18 protein-coding genes and 2 tRNA genes are annotated in these 20,333 nt (G+C 50.2%); 13 read left to right on the top strand and 7 right to left on the bottom strand.

Going from position 1 to position 20,333, the window contains the following annotated elements; all coding sequences use genetic code 11:
* Positions 1 to 37 precede the first annotated feature (37 nt).
* Both ACS18Q_RS06525 and ACS18Q_RS06530 read left to right on the top strand, forming a co-directional pair.
* Positions 38 to 403 carry a DsrE/DsrF/TusD sulfur relay family protein gene (locus tag ACS18Q_RS06525; RefSeq protein WP_004726112.1) on the top strand — a complete coding sequence of 122 codons (366 nt, stop codon included), beginning with the start codon at positions 38 to 40 and terminating at the stop codon, positions 401 to 403.
* Positions 404 to 469: 66 nt separating this feature from the next.
* Complete coding sequence (locus tag ACS18Q_RS06530) at positions 470 to 1,729, top strand: rhodanese-like domain-containing protein (RefSeq protein WP_208549761.1); 1,260 nt, start codon at positions 470 to 472, stop codon at positions 1,727 to 1,729.
* A 108-nt stretch (positions 1,730 to 1,837) separates the two neighbouring features.
* On the opposite strand, the gene selD is transcribed toward ACS18Q_RS06530, so the two are convergent.
* Positions 1,838 to 2,881, bottom strand: coding sequence for a selenide, water dikinase SelD (gene selD, locus ACS18Q_RS06535; RefSeq protein WP_441257557.1), 1,044 nt, complete (start codon positions 2,879 to 2,881; stop codon positions 1,838 to 1,840).
* Between the two features lie 508 nt (positions 2,882 to 3,389).
* Between selD and ACS18Q_RS06540 the strand changes: the two genes are divergently transcribed.
* Positions 3,390 to 4,082 (top strand): DUF2726 domain-containing protein, encoded by a 693-nt coding sequence (locus ACS18Q_RS06540; protein WP_004726108.1) that lies wholly within the window; start codon positions 3,390 to 3,392, stop codon positions 4,080 to 4,082.
* On the opposite strand, the gene ACS18Q_RS06545 is transcribed toward ACS18Q_RS06540, so the two are convergent.
* Entirely contained in the window at positions 4,074 to 5,132 is a 1,059-nt protein-coding gene (locus ACS18Q_RS06545; protein ID WP_038151207.1) for a GGDEF domain-containing protein, read from the bottom strand. The two genes, ACS18Q_RS06540 and ACS18Q_RS06545, sit on opposite strands and share 9 nt — an antisense overlap.
* Before the next feature lie 277 nt (positions 5,133 to 5,409).
* Here ACS18Q_RS06545 and ACS18Q_RS06550 point away from each other — a divergent pair.
* Both ACS18Q_RS06550 and ACS18Q_RS06555 read left to right on the top strand, forming a co-directional pair.
* A tRNA-Val gene (locus ACS18Q_RS06550) sits at positions 5,410 to 5,486 on the top strand.
* Positions 5,487 to 5,523: 37 nt separating this feature from the next.
* Positions 5,524 to 5,600: transfer RNA gene (locus tag ACS18Q_RS06555), tRNA-Val, on the top strand.
* A 267-nt stretch (positions 5,601 to 5,867) separates the two neighbouring features.
* Here the strand turns inward: ACS18Q_RS06555 and ACS18Q_RS06560 are convergent.
* Positions 5,868 to 6,419 carry a VRR-NUC domain-containing protein gene (locus tag ACS18Q_RS06560; RefSeq protein ID WP_143679053.1) on the bottom strand — a complete coding sequence of 184 codons (552 nt, stop codon included), beginning with the start codon at positions 6,417 to 6,419 and terminating at the stop codon, positions 5,868 to 5,870.
* Positions 6,420 to 6,847: 428 nt separating this feature from the next.
* Here ACS18Q_RS06560 and ACS18Q_RS06565 point away from each other — a divergent pair, with 428 nt between their 5' ends.
* The 3 genes from ACS18Q_RS06565 to ACS18Q_RS06575 all read left to right on the top strand — a co-directional run bounded on the left by ACS18Q_RS06565 (position 6,848) and on the right by ACS18Q_RS06575 (position 10,654).
* Positions 6,848 to 8,164: a methyl-accepting chemotaxis protein gene (locus ACS18Q_RS06565; protein WP_441257558.1), complete on the top strand. Its 1,317-nt coding sequence runs from the start codon at positions 6,848 to 6,850 to the stop codon at positions 8,162 to 8,164.
* A 604-nt stretch (positions 8,165 to 8,768) separates the two neighbouring features.
* Complete coding sequence (locus ACS18Q_RS06570; protein WP_004726102.1) at positions 8,769 to 9,740, top strand: calcium/sodium antiporter; 972 nt, start codon at positions 8,769 to 8,771, stop codon at positions 9,738 to 9,740.
* A 56-nt stretch (positions 9,741 to 9,796) separates the two neighbouring features.
* Complete coding sequence (locus ACS18Q_RS06575) at positions 9,797 to 10,654, top strand: mechanosensitive ion channel family protein (RefSeq protein ID WP_143679050.1); 858 nt, start codon at positions 9,797 to 9,799, stop codon at positions 10,652 to 10,654.
* Between the two features lie 168 nt (positions 10,655 to 10,822).
* Here the strand turns inward: ACS18Q_RS06575 and ACS18Q_RS06580 are convergent, their stop codons facing one another.
* Positions 10,823 to 11,143 carry a DUF1840 domain-containing protein gene (locus ACS18Q_RS06580; protein ID WP_014205164.1) on the bottom strand — a complete coding sequence of 107 codons (321 nt, stop codon included), beginning with the start codon at positions 11,141 to 11,143 and terminating at the stop codon, positions 10,823 to 10,825.
* 378 nt (positions 11,144 to 11,521) lie between these two features.
* On the opposite strand from ACS18Q_RS06580, the gene ACS18Q_RS06585 reads away from it, so the two are divergent.
* From ACS18Q_RS06585 to katG, 5 genes are all read left to right on the top strand, one after another.
* Positions 11,522 to 11,878 carry a VOC family protein gene (locus tag ACS18Q_RS06585; protein ID WP_143679049.1) on the top strand — a complete coding sequence of 119 codons (357 nt, stop codon included), beginning with the start codon at positions 11,522 to 11,524 and terminating at the stop codon, positions 11,876 to 11,878.
* Between the two features lie 367 nt (positions 11,879 to 12,245).
* On the top strand, positions 12,246 to 13,445 hold the full coding sequence (locus ACS18Q_RS06590; protein WP_004726097.1) for a type III PLP-dependent enzyme: 1,200 nt from the start codon (positions 12,246 to 12,248) through the stop codon (positions 13,443 to 13,445).
* 168 nt (positions 13,446 to 13,613) lie between these two features.
* On the top strand, positions 13,614 to 14,285 hold the full coding sequence (locus tag ACS18Q_RS06595) for a response regulator transcription factor (protein WP_004726096.1): 672 nt from the start codon (positions 13,614 to 13,616) through the stop codon (positions 14,283 to 14,285).
* A 22-nt stretch (positions 14,286 to 14,307) separates the two neighbouring features.
* Complete coding sequence (locus ACS18Q_RS06600) at positions 14,308 to 15,774, top strand: sensor histidine kinase (RefSeq protein ID WP_441257559.1); 1,467 nt, start codon at positions 14,308 to 14,310, stop codon at positions 15,772 to 15,774.
* A gap of 711 nt (positions 15,775 to 16,485) precedes the next feature.
* Complete coding sequence (gene katG, locus ACS18Q_RS06605) at positions 16,486 to 18,660, top strand: catalase/peroxidase HPI (protein WP_041942559.1); 2,175 nt, start codon at positions 16,486 to 16,488, stop codon at positions 18,658 to 18,660.
* Positions 18,661 to 18,894: 234 nt separating this feature from the next.
* Here katG and ACS18Q_RS06610 read toward each other — a convergent pair whose 3' ends face one another.
* Genes ACS18Q_RS06610 through ACS18Q_RS06620 form a run of 3 tightly spaced genes read right to left on the bottom strand, consistent with a single transcriptional unit; the run spans position 18,895 to position 20,329 of the window.
* On the bottom strand, positions 18,895 to 19,350 hold the full coding sequence (locus ACS18Q_RS06610) for a c-type cytochrome (RefSeq protein WP_238529573.1): 456 nt from the start codon (positions 19,348 to 19,350) through the stop codon (positions 18,895 to 18,897).
* Positions 19,351 to 19,353: 3 nt separating this feature from the next.
* Positions 19,354 to 19,797: a c-type cytochrome gene (locus ACS18Q_RS06615; RefSeq protein ID WP_232281691.1), complete on the bottom strand. Its 444-nt coding sequence runs from the start codon at positions 19,795 to 19,797 to the stop codon at positions 19,354 to 19,356.
* The gene (locus tag ACS18Q_RS06620; protein WP_004726090.1) at positions 19,790 to 20,329 is read right to left on the bottom strand and encodes a methylamine dehydrogenase light chain; all 540 of its coding nucleotides are present in this window, start codon (positions 20,327 to 20,329) and stop codon (positions 19,790 to 19,792) included. The genes ACS18Q_RS06615 and ACS18Q_RS06620 overlap by 8 nt, the downstream gene beginning before the upstream one ends.
* Positions 20,330 to 20,333: the final 4 nt, after the last annotated feature.

Genomic DNA, 20,333 nt, shown 5'->3' on the forward strand with positions numbered 1-20,333 from the left:
GTGTGTTCGATGTTCATTGTTTAGAAAGGTGAAACTCATGCAATCTCAAAATATCGTGATGACATTGTCGGGCAGCCCGTATGGTTCGGAAGCGCTATTTAATGCGCTGCGTTTGGCCATTGCGCTCAAAGAGCAAGACGACCATACCGTGAACCTGAAGCTGTTCCTGATGTCGGACAGCGTCTTTGGCGCGCTGAAAGGGCAGGTCACGCCTGATTTCAGTTACAACATTGGCCAAATGTTAGAGGTCTTGTTGGCGCAAAAGGTCAGTGTGCTGCTGTGCAAAACCTGCATTTCTGCACGTGGCGTCGCCATGTCGCAAGTGATTGATGATGTGGCCATTGGCACCATGGCGGATCTCAGCCAATGGGTCCTGTGGGCCGACAAAGTCATCGCCATGTAGTTCTAAATGATGGGCGACTCCGCCCATCATATGCATTCAAATCAACGTTCGTTAAAAGGTTCGATTATGCGTTTAAGTCAAGCATCTCTTCTTCTCTGCGGCTGCGGCCTGAGCTCCATCGCTGCCGCGGCTACCTTCTCCGATGTCTTGGAGAGCCAACAAGCGCAACCCTATGAGGTGCAAATTGTCGATTGTCGCGACAGTAACTTCTACAACGGCTGGCCAGAAATGGGCCAAGCGACTGGCGGTCATATTCCGGGGGCGGTGAACTTTGATGCGCGTTGGGTCGAAATGATGTCAGCCGATGAACTGAAACACATGATCGAGAATAAGTCGCTGGTTAAAGATCATCCGACGTTTCTTTACTGCGCCATGGACAGCGCAACTCAATTGAAAAAAACATTGGTGAAGCAGGGTTTTCAATCTGTGGACGTGATTGAGCAGCCGCTGGAACAATACCAAGGCGATTTGGTGGCATTGCCGCGTTACCAAAACTTGGTGCCAGCGTGGTGGGTGAATGACGTGATCAAAGGTGAGGCTGTGCAACATGCACCAAGCGCCGATTACAAAGTGCTGGAAGTGGCTTGGGGCCCGGCAACCAAATACCTGTGGGCGCACATTCCGGGCGCTCAGTATGTGAACACCAACGACATCGAATCGAAACCGTGGTGGAACCGTGTCTCTGACGAGCAGCTGGAAGTGTTGGTTCACAACCTTGGCATCAAATACGACACCACCGTGATTTTATACGGCCGTGAAAACATGGCGGCAGCGCGCCTTGCGAACATTTTGATGTATGCCGGTGTGCAAGATGTCCGTTTGCTTAATGGCGGCTGGCAATCATGGGAAGATGGCGGTTACAAAACAGCCATGACCTCACCTGAAGTGTCGGCGACCACGGCGTTTGGTAAAACCATACCTGCCAATCCAAACTACATCATTGATCTGCCAGAAGCGAAAGCCTTGTTGACGTTGCCACAAGATCAGCAATCGCTGGTGAGTATTCGTACATTGGCCGAATTTAACGGCGAAACCAGCGGCTATGATTACATTCAATCCAAAGGTCACATTCCGGGTGCGAAATGGGGCCATGCAGGCAGCGATGCGTACCATCTGGAAGATTTCCGTAACCCAGACCAAACCATGCGCAGCGCCGAGGAAATCACACAGTTCTGGCATGCAGCCAACATCGAGCCAGAGCAACAAGTGTCGTTTTTCTGCGGAACCGGCTGGCGCGCTTCGGAAGTCTTTTTTGATGCGTACGTGATGGGCTGGGAAAATATCAGCGTCTATGACGGCGGTTGGTATCAATGGGCTGGGAAATAAGCCCTCACTGTCGCGGTTGCGCCATCAGTGACAGAGATAAAAGCAAATAAAGAAGCGGCGAGATGGAAGTTGATTTCATCTCGCCGCTTCTTTATTTGGGCGCAGGAATTAGAGGAATTGAATGCGGCATGCCTCATCGTTGTGCGCTGAGAATTGCCCAACTTTAAACAGCGGCTGGTGATGCTCGGCCAGCAGTGCTTCTAAGTGTTCCGTGTGTTGCGGATCAACTGCAATCATCAAGCCGCCACTGGTTTGTGGATCGCACACAATGGTTTTTTGCTCGGCGGTCATTTTTGGCAAGCTGGCGCCGTAGCTGGCGAAGTTGCGGTGGGTGCCGCCCGGGACACAACCTTGCTCCAGATACACATCCACTTTCGGCAGCAATGGCAATTGTTCGGTATGAATGGTGGCGTTGAGGTTGGCACCGCGGCACATTTCAAGCAGGTGTCCGGCGAGGCCAAATCCGGTCACGTCCGTCATGGCGTGCACCCCGTCAAGGGTTGCGATCTGTTCACCAATTTTGTTCAGTTGGCACATGGCGTTGACTGCGATGTCGGTGTCGCCCTCGGCAATTTTTTTCTGTTTCTGCGCGGTGGTCAGAATGCCAATCCCCAGTGGTTTGGTGAGGTAAATGAGGTCGCCTTCGCGCGCAGTATCGTTGCGTTTAATGCGGTCCAACGCCACTTGACCGGTCACCGCCAATCCAAAAATGGGCTCGGGTGAATCGATGCTGTGGCCGCCTGCCAAACAGATGCCTGCATCGGCACACGCTTGACGGCCGCCATCAACCACTTGCTGCGCCACGTCGGCCGGCAGTTTATTGATGGGCCAGCCTAGAATGGCAATCGCCATGATCGGCTTGCCACCCATGGCGTAAATGTCGCTGATGGCGTTGGTTGCGGCAATACGGCCAAAGGTAAACGGGTCGTCCACGATGGGCATAAAGAAATCGGTAGTGCTGATGATGCCGACTTCGTCATTGAGTTTGTAAACGGCGGCGTCATCGCAGCTTTGGTTGCCGACTAACAGATTTGGGTCGACAAAACTGGGTTGTTGAGAGGCGAGAATGGTGGCAAGCACTTCAGGGGATATTTTGCAGCCGCAGCCCGCGCCATGACTGTATTCAGTCAAGCGAATCGAATCTTCGTTCATAATCAATGCTCATGTTCGGTTACTAAAAAATTTTAATTTTTAAAATAATATATGAATGCTGACACGACTCGCTGATCTACATCATGATTCAGTAGCGGTGCGAATGCGAATCTTCAAATCGTTGCAGAAATTGATGATTTCTCGCCTAAAAGGGGGCCAAATCGTCGCATGAATTCGCATCTTGAAAGCGCGCCGAACGATGGTGACGTTTTCTCTACATCGGTGTGTTGTTTGCTGCGTTGTTTATAAAGCGATGGCGTTGGGATGAAGGGTGTCGCGCTTGAGAAATCCTTGCCCGGGATGTTGCCCGCCTTGAGTGTGGGGCGCGTTGGCGTAAACTAGGGCGATGTGAAGCCAGCGCGCTGTGCAATCCTCAAAATGGAAGGAATAAACTGGCCTTTCCGCAAAACTTCAGTTATCAATGAAAGCGTTACGTCTCAAATTGTTAGCGCTTGACGACGGGCAGTCATGCAGGGTTGAGCGCTGTAAGTAAAACCGATGGAGTCCCATGACTAACATTTTTATCATCGTTGCATTGCTGGTTATTTTTTTCGTGGTGATTCAGAAGTTTGTGATTCGTCATGATGACAGCAAAGATTACGCCTATAAACGTAAAGGGCCCGTACTCAACATGGCCGAAAGTGCCTTTTACAATGCGCTCAAAACCGCGGTGGGCGAACATGGCGTTGTGCTCACCAAAGTCAGCATGGCGCAAGTGGTGGCGCCCGCAAAATTGCAGAACAAAAAGCAGTGGTTTATTGCCAGTAATCGCATTGCTCGCAGCTACTTTAACTTTGTGGTGTGCGATGCACGTACGCTCGAGCCGCGTGTGGTGGTGGAGCTGGATGACGGCAAAGAGCTGAATAAAGCTAAAGTGGATCGCGAAAAGTTGCTGATGCACGTGTGCAAAACCGCCAACATTCCTTTGATTGGCGCCAACATCAAATACAGTTATCAAGTGGGTAAGCTGCGTCGCTTGCTGGCGGCGCACATCGATTTGATTGAAACGGATAGGGAAGTGCGCTTTTGTAAGCGCTGTGGCAGCCCGATGGTGATTAAAGTGGCCAGCCAGGGCGATTTCAAAGGTCGCCGCTTCTTTACATGCAGTCGTCAACCGCACTGCACGTATACCGAAAATTACAATGTGGTCTATGAACTGGATGAGGAGAACGAGGCCAACGACAACGACTCGTTAAGCTGATTCGGTTTGCATGGTGTGCTCGCGTTTGTCTGCCACCTGACATAAACGGACCTGATTGCGTCCGTTTTTTTTCGCGCGGTATAACTCCACATCGGCCAATTTCAGTAAGTCACTGAGGTTGTCGCCGTCGCGATACTCACAAATGCCGACGCTGAGCGTCAATGCGATGCGTTGGTTGCGATAGTTGTACAGGTGCTGCCCGACGATGCCACGCAGACGTTCGCCAACGCGCTCTGCTTGCGTCAATCCCTGATCAAACAACGTGACACAAAACTCTTCACCGCCAATGCGAAACAGATTTTCATCCCCAACCACTTGCGCCAACAGTTGTGTGGTTTCAATCAACACTTTATCGCCAGTATCGTGGCCAAACTCATCGTTGACCTGTTTGAAGTAATCCAAATCGATGATCAACAAACACAACGACGAATTGTCGTCTTTATGTTGTTCAAAATGGTTGAAGGCGGAAGAGAGGGACAAACGATTGTGAGCGCCCGTCAGTGAGTCGCGCGAGGCGAGGTAACTGAGTGAGTTTTCGATGTTGTGACGGTTGGTTTCATAAATATGAGAGACCGTCCAAACGCCCACATAACACAGAATCAAATTAACCAATGTCGCGACCGTATCAAACGCGGCAACTTGGCTGGAATTGTGGTAGACGTTGAAAATTTGAATGATCAGCACCACGCCGGTCATCAGGCGGCCATGCGATTGCCCAAGTAAGACATACAGCAAAATCGGGCAGAAGATCGTCCACAGGAACAACCCATTTCCCAGAGGTTGCATAAAGCTACCCACGCCGATGATGCTAATCAGAAAGTAGACGTAATATTGAACATGTCGATGCGTGTGCTTGTGCGCGGTGGCGAGTCGATAGATGTAACCGGAGTAGAAGGCGAAGAGGAACTCCAGCCCAGCCAGTAAATAAGCTTCATTGTACGAGATGTTGAAGATGGTGAAGAACAGGGCAATCGCGGTCAGGAACAAACTGAGCCCCGCCAAAACTGACGCTCTCAGAGTATGCGAATTGTCAAACAACTTTGCATCCATGTTCTCACGTCTCGATTGCATATTTCCTAGCCAATGAAGCGCTATACTACCCCTTTAGTTTGAGCAATCAATACTATTTTTGAATACGAGTCACAAAAGGAGAGATAGTTCTAATTAGTGGCGGATGATTAATTGTGATGTAACTCAGTTAATTGACGTGACATGGCATAAAAAAGCAGCAAACTGTCGATAGAAAAGCCAATTGATTCAAAAACAAAGAAATTTGACTTGCACGCGTGAAATTCTGTCGTTAATATCCTCCCCGTTCTCAAGGAAAGCGTCCGTAGCTCAGCTGGTTAGAGTATCGCCTTGACATGGCGGGGGTCGGTGGTTCGAGTCCACTCGGACGCACCATGAGAAAACACTTAGCAAGTGTCTAAAATTGCAGTGTGCGTCCGTAGCTCAGCTGGTTAGAGTATCGCCTTGACATGGCGGGGGTCGGTGGTTCGAGTCCACTCGGACGCACCATAAATTCACACAAAACCCGCTTTTTAGCGGGTTTTGTCGTTTCTGCGCGACAAGATTTCGATCCGATCAGTGTTAATTTCGTTTCACGTGTCCGACGATGTCCAACCAGACGACAACCTGCCTTGGGGATAAAAGCGGTGTCCATAGACTGTGAACAGCAATTCCAGCGCTCATTCAAACAGACTTCGCAACATCCAATTTTGCTAAGGCGTTCTATTCGCTAAAACACCGTATTCGCTAAAAATCTGTATTCGCGAAGGCATTGTATTAGTTGCGGTCGATCCACGCTTGCGGAACGTCGATGATATTCAGTTCGTAGGTCTTGGGTTGATAGACTTGCTTCTCTTCCGCTAGGTAAGCCACGCCGACGTCACAATTCAAGATAGACTTAATTTGTGCCAAACAGACCAGTTGTGATGGAGATAGACGATCGGATTGTTTTTTCACTTCAACAAATAGAACTGAACCGTCGTCTTTGTAGAGGAATAGGTCGGGTTCTCCTGCAGTCAAACCGTGTCTTAGCGCTTTAAACATCGCCAGCCGTATTGGGTCGATGTACTTTGCAACCATTGCTCGGCCGTGGTCATATTTTTCGTTGTTCGGTTCCCAATCCCCCAGTGCGTAAAATGCCGTGCCTTGCCAGCCCTGTTCGAGATACTGTTTCAGTGCGAAATATTCCCCGAAATGATAATTGGGTTGGTTATACACATCTTGCGGGACTAACAAAGATTGGGGAATCCAATGCTTATCGCCATTTTTCCACGCTTCGAGTAGAGCATTGGGATAGGTAAAAATTGTTTCAGTCACTTCAAATTGCATTTGTTTTTCCTTCAGAAACTCACGCCAAGGGCCGTTCGAACAATTGATCTAGGCAATTGATCTAGGAAATTGACCTAGAAAATTGATAAGGAGGCGATTGTTGCACGCCGCGTGATGTTTGACTTTAACGCATTGTTCGATAGACGCACAATGCCGGTTGACATGTGTTTGTCATCCAGCTCGGTTCACCATGCGATGAATCCATGTATCTGACTGCCGGATTTTGATCGACGCTCACAAACTTGTGTCAGCCAAGGGAGCGGATCTCAGCAATAATAAGGTCATGCGTGCATATACCGAACGCATGCGTCAATAAAAATTCAAACAATAGGCGCATTGGTCGATAATGGGTAAAGGGCGTGGCGAAAGCGGTGAGGGCACGTTACACCTCCGTTTCCTAAACACACAATAATAAACACAGGGCAGCTATGTTTTTTAATCAGTCACTTCAAAAAGAAAATCAGCAGCTTAAAGAAGAGCTTTATTCTCTGGTTCAGGTTCGGGAAAGTCTTGAACAAGACATGTTGAGAATCACGCTTAATGCGAAAGGCGTGGTGCAGTCAGTCAATGCGCGTTTCCACAAGGAACTGGGCTTGGTCAAAGAGTCGGTTGAGGGGAAGCACCTCACGGAGCTGGTGCCGGAGAAAGCGCGCGATACCGAGCATTTTCATCGCATGAAAGAAGCGCTGGCGCGTGCAGAACACTGGAATGGCGCGCTGCAAATCAAGAAAGGTGGCAATAAAGAAGCGTGGTTGCGCACCATTATTCAACCGGTCAAAAACAGCAAAAATGAGCTGCTGCGCATCAGCGTTTACGCGACGGAGTTGACACGCACCATCACCACATCACGTGAGCATGAAGACATGCTCAAAGCGCTGAACCGTTCGACGGCGGTGATCGAGTTTAGCCTCGATGGCACGATTTTACGTGCGAACAACAACTTTCTGAGCACCATGGGATATTCGAATAACGAACAAATTGCGGGCAAGCATCACCGAATTTTTTGTGAAGCGGAAGAGGTGAATTCACCGGATTACAAAGCATTTTGGCGAGAACTGGCCAGCGGTCAGTTCGTTTCGGAACGATTTAAGCGTGTTGACAGTTATGGCCAAATTGTGTGGCTGGAAGCTTCTTACAACCCGATTCATAACGATTTGGGAGAGCTGTATAAAGTGGTTAAGTTCGCGACGGTGATTACCGATCAAGTGAATCAGGAATTGGCCGTGGCCGATGCCGCTAAGATTGCGTTTGATGTGTCGGAAGTGACGGGGCAACAAACCTCGCAAGGTCAGCAAGTGGTGAGCACCACGATTGAGACCATGGAACGGTTGGCCCAACAAATGCAGCAGGCCAGTGTGGGGATCGAAGCATTGAGTGAGCATTCGAAGAAAATCAGTGATTTAGTGAACAGCATCAGCGGCATTGCGGATCAAACCAACTTGTTGGCATTGAATGCGGCCATTGAAGCGGCGCGAGCCGGTGAGCAAGGGCGCGGCTTTGCGGTGGTCGCCGATGAAGTACGCCAATTGGCATCACGCACCAACAAAACCACGGAAGAGATCGTGGCGGTGGTGAGTGAAAACCTGAAACGCACCAAAGATGCGGTGGATTTGATTGCCGCGTGTCAGAGCCAAGCAGGGGATGCGTTGGAACTGTCGACGGAAGCGGGTCAGGTGATGGGCGATATTCAGCGCGGCGCACAAAAAGTGGTCGATGCGATCAGTCAGTTCAACCAAAAACTATAAGCGATCATTGCGAACATTTGGCAGGGAACATCGTCGTCGGTGTTCCCTGTTTACTTTGCCCGATCAGTCTATGTTGATTTGGCTGCGCAATGTGTGATGCCCCCCGAGCTTTATCGGCTGCCATCAACAAGCACTTGCATTATGCCCGGTGACGTAGTTAAATGCGCGCGTTTAAGGGAGTAGCCTTCTTCATCGTGATGAAGAGTGAATATCAACAGTCTCCAAGCCTCATGCTTGTGGTATTCACGTTCCTGTGTTCTGGCAAGACTTAAGCAAAGTTTGGGTACGACAGGCCTCGATCTTTGCTTACGTGTATTTGCCTGTCGACCACAGGAGTTTTTATGCGCTGCTAACCAATCTTAAATGTCTGCCTTTCAGAACATTCAATCTCATTGTGCTTCGTTTGTGAAGCAATTCGTTTGTGAAGAAATTCGTTTGTGAAGAAATAGGTCATGAGCGCATGGTGTGCGTGATTGAGCGTTATACTGAATCCACTAGCCTCACCACACAACAGGCAACACCTTCCAACAAACACAAAGGCTTTTTATAGCGCCGCTTGGTTGCGACTCATTTTTTAAGCGTGTTTGAAAGTAGGAAACGAGCTATGTTGTTAGCGATTGTGGCAATTATTGTCGGTTTTGGTCTGTTAGTCTGGAGTGCAGATAGGTTTGTTGATGGGGCTGCAGCCAGTGCAAATTATGCAGGGATGCCGCCATTACTGATTGGGATGTTGGTGGTCGGTTTTGGTACCTCCGCACCTGAAATGGTGGTGTCTGCCATGGCGGCGTTGGATGGCAATCCGGCGTTAGCGCTGGGGAACGCTCTGGGCTCCAACATCGTCAATATCAGCTTGATCTTGGGTGTTACGGCGTTGATTGCGCCGATTGCGGTGCATTCCAATATCATTCGTAAAGAATTACCCATTCTTCTGATCATCACCTTGGTGCTCGGCGGCATGCTATGGAACCACGATGTCAGCTTCATCGAAGCGAGCATTTTGTTGGTGGGTTTCATGGGTTTGATTGGCTGGTCGATTTGGAGTGCGTTAAAAGCCAAACGCGATGCGCTGCAATCCGAGTGTGAGCAAGCCGTGCAAATGCCAGCCTTGACCAAAGGCAAAGCGGCGTTCTGGTTGATCGTCGGTTTGCTGCTACTGGTGGCGAGTTCGCGCATTTTGGTGTGGGGCGCAGTCGAGATTGCGCAGCAACTGGGCGTGAGTGATCTGCTGATTGGCTTGACCATTGTGGCGCTGGGAACATCGTTGCCTGAGTTGGCGGCCTCGATTTCCGCGGCACGTAAAGGTGAGCATGACATCGCCGTGGGTAACGTGGTCGGGTCGAACATGTTTAACTCGTTGGCGGTGATTGGTATTGCTGGTGTGATTGAGCCGATCAACAATATCGGCGCTGAAATCTTCTGGCGTGATTGGACAGCGATGTTGGTGATCACCGCGATGTTGTTGATCATGGCGCTGAAGTTTGGCAAAGCAAGAACCATCACACGCAAAGAAGGGGCGGTTTTTGTATTGTTCTATCTGGCTTATAACCTGTATTTAATCATGGGCAGCTTGGGGTAATTCCCACAGGCTCATACGCTCAACGATTCACTATAAAAATAATTACGGAGACCTTCATGGATTCATTAGTCGATTTCTACAATACGCATCAGACGTTGCTTGTAGATATTGCCAAAAACACCTTGCTGACGATTTTTATCGTCGTGGTGGCGTCGATTGCCTCGAAAATTGTGCGTAAAGCCGTGTTCAAAGGCGTGATGAAAGTCGGCAGCAGCGATGAAATCGTCGCGCGTTTGCTGTCGAAAGTGGCGGCGTACTCGGTGTATTTGTTGGCCTTGGTGATCATCCTTGACTTGTTTGGGGTGAACACGGCCAGCTTAGTCGCCTTGGTCGGTGCGGCAGGTTTAGCGATTGGTTTGGCATTGAAAGATACGCTCAGCAACATTGCCGCGGGTATCATGATTTTGTTCCTCAAACCGATCAAAAAAGGCGAGTTTGTTGAGTTTGCGGGGTACACCGGTAGCGTGAGAGATATCGGCCTGTTTACCTCGGTCTTCGAAACGTCCGATGGCTTGTACATCTCCAGCCCGAACCGCACGGTGTGGGGCGCGACCATCAAGAACTTCAGCCGCAATAATCGCCGTCGTATGGAAGTGACCGTGGGCATTTCGTACAACGATTCGGTGGACGTCGGTTTGGAAGTGTTGAAAGCATTGGCGCTCAGCCATGAGGCGATCATGCGCGATCCGCAGCCGCAAGTGATGGTGCAGATGCTGGCTGATAGCTCGGTGAATCTGCAGCTGCGTGCGTGGTGTCCGAGTGACAAGTACTGGGAAACGTACTGGAGCATTCAGCGTCAGTTGAAAGGCAAGATTGAAGAGGCGGGCCTGTCAATTCCATTCCCGCAACGCGATTTGCACATCACCATGTCTCAGCAAGAGCAAATTTCGGTGTCTCAAGCTATCCAAAAATAAAGCGTGCTGGCGGTTTCGTCACGCAGCTTGATTTCGAACGACACTATTTATCAGCCCCGCATTGACGGGGCTTTTTTGTGTCAGTTTCATCGTGGGTGATGAGCTGGCGGGCAGCGAGCTAATGGGCAGTGAGCTAATTGGGTATGAGCTGGTATCAGCCCGGCTGGGTTAGCAGCCTTCTTCCCACATCACGTCACACGCTTCTTTGGCCGCCGCAGTTAGCAATGCAATCAGCGGAATTGCGCGATTTGCAATGCTGACCGGAACCTCGGCCACGGTTTCATCATCGTCTTCTTCAACCTGTGGTTGTGCTTTTTTCTTTTCCGCCTCAATCGCGGTGGTTAATAACGCCAGTGCATGCGGCACATCTTTGGCAACAACGGCACCGGGCACCGTGCCGCTGTGTCCCATCATGTTCAATAGGCGTACAGCAATGTCGCCAAACATGGTGACGTTGGCGGACGCTTTACAGCGAAAGGTCACTAACATACGAATTCTCTCTTGTAATGCAGGCTCGCATGCCGTGTGGGTTAGCGAGCGAAGTCACGAATACATTGACTGTACTCCGATGGCGGGCAATATGCCACGTCGTAGTCAGTAAGTCGCAACCAGTCAGTTGTGGTCATTGACGCGGCCATGTAACTCAAATCGCCTTCATGTCACCCATGGTTGTATGGAAAAGTCGCGCTTTGGAAGCTGAATCACCGTATGGGATTGGATGATTAGCGCCTTATCACGGCAATATGCATCACGCGTCGCTACAATCCTCTCGTCAACGCCGCCTCGTTTCAGTCGCGCGGATGACGTTGCGCCGATCGGTTCTCCATTGATCGGCCATCAGGAAAATATGCCAAGTAGGAGCAGACAATGAATCAACATGAAAAACTCAATTACGTTGAATTTGCGGCGCGCGATTTAGCGGCCACCAAGGCATTTTTCAGCGGCGCATTTGGCTGGACATTTGTCGATTACGGGGAAGGGTACACCGCATTTTCCGGGCAAGGATTGGATGGTGGCTTTTTTGCCGCGCCGATGTGCAGCCAAACCGAAACCGGCGGCGCGTTGTTAGTGTTTTACAGCAGCGAGATTGAAGCGACGCAGGCGAAAGTGACGCAACACGGCGGTGAGATTGTGCGACCCATTTTTGAGTTTCCGGGCGGCTGCCGTTTTCACTTTAAAGAGCCCAGCGGCAATGAGTTCGCCGTGTGGTCGGAAGGGCGCTAAGAACGACGTCTGAATCAAATGGAAAAGCGGGTCGAAAATCGCCTGTTTTTCCTTTGCCGACAGTGAGATCGCTTGTGTCGCAACGCCTCAAAAATCCATCATCAAATGCAATCTTCACCACAAAAATCTTTTGCTTTTAAGTGCCACATTTTTTATTGCGCTCGTGAAACGATGACCTTACTATCGCCTCGCTTCTTGATGATAGCCAATCCGAGTACATCACAGCAGGTCTTGTGGCAAGGCGATAGAGCAACTATCCAAGAGTGACTTTGACAGCGCGTTTGCGCTTTTATTGACGCTCCACTTTTCATCTCCAGCGAATGAAATCACGCCAATGAAAAGTGCACACTATATTTGGAGGTTTGCCATGGCTGCTGCTCGTTCAGTTCTGAATTTTCAATCTTTCACTTCTCAAGCACTGTCTGCTGATGACGTTCATTTGATCGAATCATCCGTTGAACAGTTTGGCGCGCCTTTGTTGCTGCTCGATTGCGACATCGTTCGTCAGCAATACCGTGCGTTGAGCGCGGCGCTGCCAAACGTGACACTACACTTTGCTTTGAAACCGCTGCCACATCCAGTGGTGGTCAGAACGTTGCTGCAAGAAGGCGCAAGCTTTGACTTGGCAACCACTGGCGAAGTGGAATTGGTGGCACAAGAAGGCGTTCCAGCAGAGCGCACGATTCATACTCACCCAATAAAACGCGATGCCGATATTCGTGACGCACTGGCATACGGTTGCAACGTGTTTGTGGTGGACAACCTGAATGAATTGGCGAAGTTCAAAGCCTACCGCGATGAGGTTGAATTGTTGGTTCGCTTGAGTTTCCGTAACTCTGAAGCGTTTGCTGACCTGTCGAAAAAATTCGGCTGCTCACCTGAGCAAGCGGTGAACATCATCGAAATGGCAAAAGAGTGGAATATCCGTATCAAAGGGTTGTCATTCCACGTGGGCTCTCAAACCACCAATCCACAGAAATACGTGGAAGCGATTCGCACCTGCAAAGGTGTGATGGAAGAGGTGGTGGCGCGTGGCTTGCCTGCATTGAGCACACTCGACATCGGTGGCGGTTTCCCAGTGAACTACACCAAACAAGTGATGCCAATTGATCAGTTCTGCCTGCCTATCAACGAAGCGTTGGCGGAATTGCCAGAAACCGTACAAGTGATTGCTGAACCGGGCCGCTTTATTGTGGCGCAGTGCATGATGAGTGTGGCGTCGGTGATGGGCCAAGCTGAGCGTGACGGCCAAATGTGGTACTACTTGGATGATGGCGTGTACGGTTCATTCAGCGGTTTGATCTTTGATGACGCGCAATACCCATTGGTGACGTTGAAACAAGAAGGCGAACGCGTCCCGAGTGTTCTGGCGGGCCCGACGTGTGACAGCATTGACGTGATCGCAGAAGACATTCTGCTGCCAAAACTGGACAACGGTGATTTGATTGTTGGCCGCATGATGGGCGCGTATACCAGCGCAACAGCGACCGACTTCAACTTCTTCAAACGTGCGCAGACAGTGGTGTTCAATGAGTTGGCTGAAAACAGCGAACGTATGATTGGTTAATACCACCGAATCGGTGCACACGAAATCGCGAAAAAACGCTCACTTCGGTGGGCGTTTTTTATGCGCGCGAAACACGCCACCGCAGCATCGCTCGCGCCGTTTGGGTGCACATTGGCGCGGATTTCACGTATGCTTGTCACCATACTTTCCTGAAAATCAGAACCTGCCGTGAAATTACTCATTATCGAAGACTCCGAAACCCTGCGCCGCAGCTTAATTGTTGGCTTGAATCACCTTGGATTTGCGACGGACGATACCGGCGATGGGCAGGAAGCTCTCAGCATGGCGCTCAACAATACATATGATGTGATCATTCTTGATTTGATGCTACCTGGCCTGAGTGGGTTGGAAATTCTGAAGGCGCTGCGAAAACATAAAAAGCAGACACGTGTGCTGATTCTGTCGGCCAAAACTGAGACGCAAGATCGGGTCGAAGGCTTGTTGCAAGGGGCGGATGATTACCTCACCAAACCGTTTTCGTTTGAAGAGCTGCACGCACGCATCTTAACCATTATGCGCCGCGGGAGTTTGGAACAGGTCGATCAAACTTTGACGGTGGACGAATACAGCTTGAATCTGGTCGACAAGACCTTTCATTTTGAGCAGCAGACGGTCGACTTGACCCCCAATGAATTCAAAATATTGCAGTGTTTATTTGCCGCGCCCAATCGTGTGATGAGCGTCGAGCAGATCAGCGAAGCCGTGGTGGGGCACTTTGATTATGTGGCGAAAAATACCATCGAAGCGCACCTGTCTGCGATTCGTAAAAAAGTGCGTGACGCGGGCGGCACACTGCCGGTGAAGAATAAGCGCGGATTTGGTTATGTGGCGCAAAAATAGCGGCCACAGTGGGAGGAAGACGATGAAATCTTGGGTGCGTTCATTGTGTAAAGACAACCAGTTTGCGTCCATGGAACGCAACCTGATTAACTCCGTGACCTTTGTGTTCGGGGCATTCTTGTTTGTGGTGTTTTTGTCGGTCGACCTTGGGCTGGATGGGTGGGTTGAAGAGCAGTTTGATCAAGCGATGCTCAACAAAGCAAACTACCTGAAGTCGCAGATTCGAGCGACGGATCACCACGTGGAATTTCTGGCAGATGAAGGGTTTATGCCAGAGTACGACATCCATGAAGATGCGCATTTCTTTCAGGTGTGGCGTGGTGATACGGTGCTTAAACGCTCCAAATCACTCGAAGCCTATCCGGGCGTGGATTTGATTAAGCCGGATGTCAAACTGGGCCGTGACCGCATTATTGATACCGTGATGCCCAACGGTAAGTTTGGCCGAGCGACGTTATCTCACTTTGTGCCCGAGAGTGACGATCATGAAATTTTGCCGGTCACGCTCACCATTTATGAGTCGTCTGGCGGCTTGGAACGCTTGGTGTGGGTGGTTGATGGCCTGCTGGTGGGCAGTTTTATTTTGGCGATGATGATCATTCGTTATGTCACCAAAACCATTATTCGCCGAGGCTTGGAGCCGCTGGAAAAGCTCAACCAAGATTTGAAAACGTTGCACAGCAGTGAACATTTGGCGGAAGAGTTGGCCATTCCTGAGCGCACTGTGGAAGAGATTGAGCCGATTCGCAAAGAGCTGAACCGCTACATCCGCAGCAATCGTACCTTGATCAACAATGAGAAGCGCATTACCGCCGACATTGCGCATGAATTAAAAACGCCGCTGGCGGAGATGATTACCCTCAGCGAAGTCTACATTCGTTATCCGCAAGATGAGCGCATTAGCAAAACCTATCAACATGACATGCTGGCGATTGCCAAACGCATGAAAGCGATTGTGGAAAATTTGCTGCTGCTGCAAAAAACGTCGTCATTATCGATCAATACCGAGCAACAGGCGTTGTCGATTCGAGGGGTGTTTGGTCAAGTGAAGCATGACTTGACGTTCAAATACCCGCAAATTGATACACGTCTATCGGTGCATTGTGACGGCGAGGAGTGTTTCGTCGCCGACCGGTTTAGCATCGAAACCATTTTGAAGAACTTGCTCGATAACGCGATGTTTTACAGCCCGCAAGAGAGCGTTGTGGCGGTTGGGTGGACGGAGTTGCCGTCGGCGTTTCAACTCACCATCAGCAATGCGTTGTTGCACCCGATCACGCAAGAGCAGCTGGCGAAACTCACGTTACCTCTGTTTCAGATTGATGCCTCGCGGACCAGCGATGAGCGGTTTGGGCTCGGTCTTTCGATCATCAGCAACATCTGTAAGCAACACGGTTACACCTTGGCGTTTCACCAGCCTCAGCCGCTGGAACTAACGGTCAGTGTTACCCTTCCTAAGGGACAAGGCGAAACACCTCACGCCGCCTGATAGCGCGAGAAACTATCCATCCAAAGCCAGCGATATGCTGGCTTTTTTGTGCCTTAAATCAGGCTCTCAGTTGATGTGTTCAGAAGCTTAACTGTGACATTCATTGATGCTGGACATGGCGTGTTCTTGCTGCACGCAAGGCATGTATTTCAATCCTGTGCGCATGAGCAGGTTATTATTTTTCGCGATGGGGCACGCCGTTGGGTTGTATTTAGGTATTATTTCTGGGTTGCTCTTTGGTTTTAAATATGTTGCAAATATCATTCTAATAATTGTTATTTTGGATATATTCAAAAAATGATTTTGTTGAAAGTATAATTAAATGGTGACAACTTTATGACACAAACAGGATTGCCATCCTTCAAGCTTATTTAATGTAAGTAATTGATCCAATTTGTCTTGGTATGTTTTGAAAGGGATGCATTGCGTTGAGGTTTTATTTTAAGGTGGTTCAGTAAAACGGACTATTAATAAAGCTAAATACTTATTTAATCATTCAATGGGTCAGACTGAAACATCGAAAGTTTGTTTAATAGGTTTTTTCTATTGAAATAATCGTTACAAATAATGTGAACATTTGTTACTTCGCGACTAGACTCACTTTCGTAGACATTAATTCACACTATATTTTGCTAAGCAACTCATCGTATTAGCAAATTTGGATCAACGAATTCATTCAACTCGAACCAAAAATAGGTAAAGGGACATTTTATGGCAAATCATGATAGTAGCGCTTCAGGCAAATGCCCAGTGATGCATGGCGGCATGACTTCCGCGGGTACCTCCAACATGGATTGGTGGCCGAACGCACTGAACCTCGACATCCTGCACCAACATGACACCAAGACCAATCCCTACGGTGCCGACTTCAATTACCGTGAAGCGCTGAAGACGCTCGACGTTGACGCACTGAAAAAAGACCTGAAAGCACTGATGACCGACAGCCAAGAATGGTGGCCAGCAGACTGGGGTCACTACGGTGGTCTGATGATTCGTATGGCGTGGCACTCAGCAGGTAGCTACCGTACCACTGACGGTCGCGGGGGCGGCGCAACGGGTAACCAGCGTTTCGCACCACTCAACTCTTGGCCAGATAACGCCAACCTCGACAAAGCGCGTCGTCTGCTTTGGCCAATTAAGAAAAAATACGGTAACAAAATTAGCTGGGCGGATTTGATCCTGCTGGCCGGTAACATGGCGTATGAATCCATGGGTCTGAAAACCTTCGGTTTCGGCTTTGGCCGCGAAGATATTTGGCACCCAGAGAAAGACACGTACTGGGGTTCTGAAAAAGAGTGGTTGGCACCAAGTGGCAGCGCAGGCACACGTTACTCCGGTGAACGTGACTTGGAAAACCCGCTTGCAGCCGTGATGATGGGCTTGATTTACGTGAACCCAGAAGGTGTGGATGGCAACCCTGATCCACTGAAAACGGCACACGATATGCGCGTGACGTTCGCTCGTATGGCGATGAATGATGAAGAAACGGTTGCACTGACTGCTGGTGGCCACACGGTGGGTAAAACGCACGGTAACGGCAACGCGGCAGAGCTTGGTCCTGATCCAGAAGGCGCAGACGTTGAAGAGCAAGGCCTAGGTTGGATTAACCACAAATCACGCGGTATCGGTCGTAACACTGTAACCAGTGGCTTGGAAGGTGCGTGGACGACGCATCCAACACAGTGGGATAACGGTTTCTTCAAGATGCTGCTTGAGCACGAATGGGCACTGACCAAGAGCCCAGCAGGCGCATGGCAGTGGGAACCAGTCGATATCGCAGAAGAAGACAAACCGGTTGACGTTGAAGACGGTAAAACCCGTTACAACCCAATGATGACTGATGCGGATATGGCGCTGAAAGTGGATCCTGAATACCGCAAGATCTCCGAGCGTTTCTACAAAGACCAAGCTTACTTCGAAGAAGTCTTCGCCCGTGCATGGTTCAAACTGACTCACCGTGACTTAGGTCCGAAAGCACGTTACGTGGGCCCAGATGTGCCGGCTGAAGATTTGATTTGGCAAGATCCAATTCCTGCGGGTCGTAGTGATTACGATGTGGATGCAGTGAAAGCGGCAATCGCAGCCAGCGGCCTGAGCATCAGTGAGATGGTGTCAACGGCATGGGACAGCGCACGGACATTCCGTGGTTCTGACAATCGTGGTGGTGCAAACGGTGCTCGTATTCGTTTGGCGCCGCAAAAAGATTGGGAAGGGAACGAGCCTGCGAAACTTGCGAAAGTGCTTGCTGTGCTTGAGAAGATTGCCGCTGACGCGGGTATCAGCGTCGCCGACACTATTGTACTGGCTGGTAACGTCGGTGTTGAACAAGCCATTCAAGCGGCTGGTTTCAACGTGGCAGTTCCATTTAGCGCAGGTCGCGGTGATGCAACGGCAGCGATGACGGATGTAGAATCGTTCGAGGTGCTGGAACCTCTGGCTGACGGCTTCCGCAACTGGCAGAAAAAAGACTACGTGGTGAAACCGGAAGAGATGATGCTGGATCGCGCTCAACTGATGGGCCTGACTGCACCTGAAATGACGGTATTGGTGGGTGGTTTGCGTGTCCTTGGTACTAACTATGGCGATAGTGCACACGGCGTCTTTACCGACCGCGTTGGCGCGCTGACTAATGATTTCTTCGTTAACCTGACGGACATGGCGTACAGCTGGAAGCCAACAGGTCGCAACAAGTACGATATTGTTGACCGCCACAGCGGTGCGACTAAGTGGACAGCCACTCGTGTTGACTTGGTGTTCGGTTCGAACTCCATCCTGCGCTCATACGCGGAAGTGTACGCACAGGACGACAACCAAGAGAAGTTTGTGAAAGACTTCGTGGCTGCTTGGACCAAAGTGATGAACGCAGACCGTTTTGACCTTATCTAAGTCCATAGGATGATATGACCCAATCCCTCGGCTAGCCCGGGGGATTTTTTTATTGAACCGATCCGATATGAGTGCCCATAAAACGCTTGCCATACAACGTTGCCACTAACGCCTGATGGTCACTAATGATGGTTGGTCACTAAGTGAGTGAATTTCATCAGGTGAAGGCACGTTTGGCGTCGATTTTTCTCCGTCCATTTAAAATCAAAGCCCGCATCATGCGGGCTTTGTGGGTTAAGGCCAAGGGTATGACCCCGTTGCAATGCCTTGCTCATTGAAGCGCTTGACGATTTCTCGGCGATATTTCACCACATCCTCCAGCGGCGCAGCGCGAATCTGCGCAATCTCTTCAGCAGAGTACGGTTTGGCATTGGCTTTGTCGCCCCATTTGTCATTGAGGTAATTCATCAATACCGCAAGGTCGTGATTGTTGAGTCCGGAAGCAATCACGCCGGGGACGTTCATTAAATAGACTCGGCCTTGTTCATCATCCATAAATGCACCGAGGTAGCCGGGCAGTGGCGGGATGCCTCCGGGTTCGGAGCCAGAGCCATCCATGTCATGGCAGCCGGAACATTTGAGGATGTAGTTCTGTTGAGGCGTATTAGGCGCGGCATACGCCGCTCCGTTCAACAGGGCGAAGGTTAGGAAAACGCTTCGTACCCAACGACGGTCAAGCGTAGTCTTCATTCCTTAATCTCCGTCACGCAGTTGATGCAGATCCTGATGCGAGAGTGGATTCTCTTTGTATTGGTCGATCAGGGTGGCATTTGGACCGCCAGTCAGGTGGTTGATGTCATTCAGCACGTAGTGTGTGATGTCGACGAGATCCGCAGTATCGAGAAAACTTTGTGGAGGCATAGCAAATCCTTGATAGCTGTTGCCTAAAGACTCAATCTTGCCGCTCATTCCACCGGTGACGACGCCCGCGATGTATTGATCGCGTTTGTCGCCCAAACGATTCCAGAGTTCCGGATTTTCCAGTGGCGGAGCGAGGCCGATGATGCCTTTGGCGTCCATTCCATGGCAGCCAGAACAGTTGGTGACAAACTTATCCTGACCCGATTCGGCACTCACCGAATAGTGAGTGCCAAGCGCCATACATGCAAATAACAGAGAAGCGGCGCGTTTATTCATTCGCCAACCCCACCAATGCGGCCACGGTGCAGTGATAGCCTTTGTTGGTGTTGGCCATGCACCAGTTGATGTCATTGTGCAGACCCATGCGATACCCCGGACGCTCCCGTTCGCTATTCAGACACGCCACTGAACTGTTCACCGTGGCTTTACCACAGCAGTCGTTGTACGAGACCAGATAGTTTTTGTTGTCGTTCGGGTTGAGACAGGTGCCTACCCACGCCACTTTGGACGCTTCAGAACCCGGAGGACAGGTGGTTTCGCTCCCCCCGGATGAGGAACACAAGTTGCCATCAAGCGCACAATGGCGCCAGTAGTCACAACTGTTCACGTCATCGCCGGGGCCTTCGGCTGCAAACACTTTGCCCGCTGAGCGGTCGAAGGGCAACAATGGCATCATGCCGGTCCCGACGATAAATACACCCGCTTTGGCGAGGAAGTTACGGCGGCCAATTTGGCGTGCGGAATGACGGACGGTTTTCTCTGAGAGCCTGTCCATGGCATTCAATAACATGTCGCTGAATTTTTTCATTGTC

It is taken from the genome of Vibrio sp. Vf1514, from assembly GCF_052076135.1.
Classification (GTDB): Bacteria; Pseudomonadota; Gammaproteobacteria; order Enterobacterales; family Vibrionaceae; genus Vibrio; species Vibrio furnissii.

Excerpts from the sequence above, each read along its gene's own strand:
- ACS18Q_RS06525 (WP_004726112.1), top strand. The coding sequence starts at position 38 with ATGCAATCTCAAAATATCGTGATGACATTGTCGGGCAGCCCGTATGGT.
- ACS18Q_RS06530 (WP_208549761.1), top strand. The coding sequence starts at position 470 with ATGCGTTTAAGTCAAGCATCTCTTCTTCTCTGCGGCTGCGGCCTGAGC.
- selD (WP_441257557.1), bottom strand. The coding sequence starts at position 2,881 with ATGAACGAAGATTCGATTCGCTTGACTGAATACAGTCATGGCGCGGGC.
- ACS18Q_RS06540 (WP_004726108.1), top strand. The coding sequence starts at position 3,390 with ATGACTAACATTTTTATCATCGTTGCATTGCTGGTTATTTTTTTCGTG.
- ACS18Q_RS06545 (WP_038151207.1), bottom strand. The coding sequence starts at position 5,132 with ATGGATGCAAAGTTGTTTGACAATTCGCATACTCTGAGAGCGTCAGTT.
- ACS18Q_RS06560 (WP_143679053.1), bottom strand. The coding sequence starts at position 6,419 with ATGCAATTTGAAGTGACTGAAACAATTTTTACCTATCCCAATGCTCTA.
- ACS18Q_RS06565 (WP_441257558.1), top strand. The coding sequence starts at position 6,848 with ATGTTTTTTAATCAGTCACTTCAAAAAGAAAATCAGCAGCTTAAAGAA.
- ACS18Q_RS06570 (WP_004726102.1), top strand. The coding sequence starts at position 8,769 with ATGTTGTTAGCGATTGTGGCAATTATTGTCGGTTTTGGTCTGTTAGTC.
- ACS18Q_RS06575 (WP_143679050.1), top strand. The coding sequence starts at position 9,797 with ATGGATTCATTAGTCGATTTCTACAATACGCATCAGACGTTGCTTGTA.
- ACS18Q_RS06580 (WP_014205164.1), bottom strand. The coding sequence starts at position 11,143 with ATGTTAGTGACCTTTCGCTGTAAAGCGTCCGCCAACGTCACCATGTTT.
- ACS18Q_RS06585 (WP_143679049.1), top strand. The coding sequence starts at position 11,522 with ATGAATCAACATGAAAAACTCAATTACGTTGAATTTGCGGCGCGCGAT.
- ACS18Q_RS06590 (WP_004726097.1), top strand. The coding sequence starts at position 12,246 with ATGGCTGCTGCTCGTTCAGTTCTGAATTTTCAATCTTTCACTTCTCAA.
- ACS18Q_RS06600 (WP_441257559.1), top strand. The coding sequence starts at position 14,308 with ATGAAATCTTGGGTGCGTTCATTGTGTAAAGACAACCAGTTTGCGTCC.
- katG (WP_041942559.1), top strand. The coding sequence starts at position 16,486 with ATGGCAAATCATGATAGTAGCGCTTCAGGCAAATGCCCAGTGATGCAT.
- ACS18Q_RS06610 (WP_238529573.1), bottom strand. The coding sequence starts at position 19,350 with ATGAAGACTACGCTTGACCGTCGTTGGGTACGAAGCGTTTTCCTAACC.
- ACS18Q_RS06615 (WP_232281691.1), bottom strand. The coding sequence starts at position 19,797 with ATGAATAAACGCGCCGCTTCTCTGTTATTTGCATGTATGGCGCTTGGC.
- ACS18Q_RS06620 (WP_004726090.1), bottom strand. The coding sequence starts at position 20,329 with ATGAAAAAATTCAGCGACATGTTATTGAATGCCATGGACAGGCTCTCA.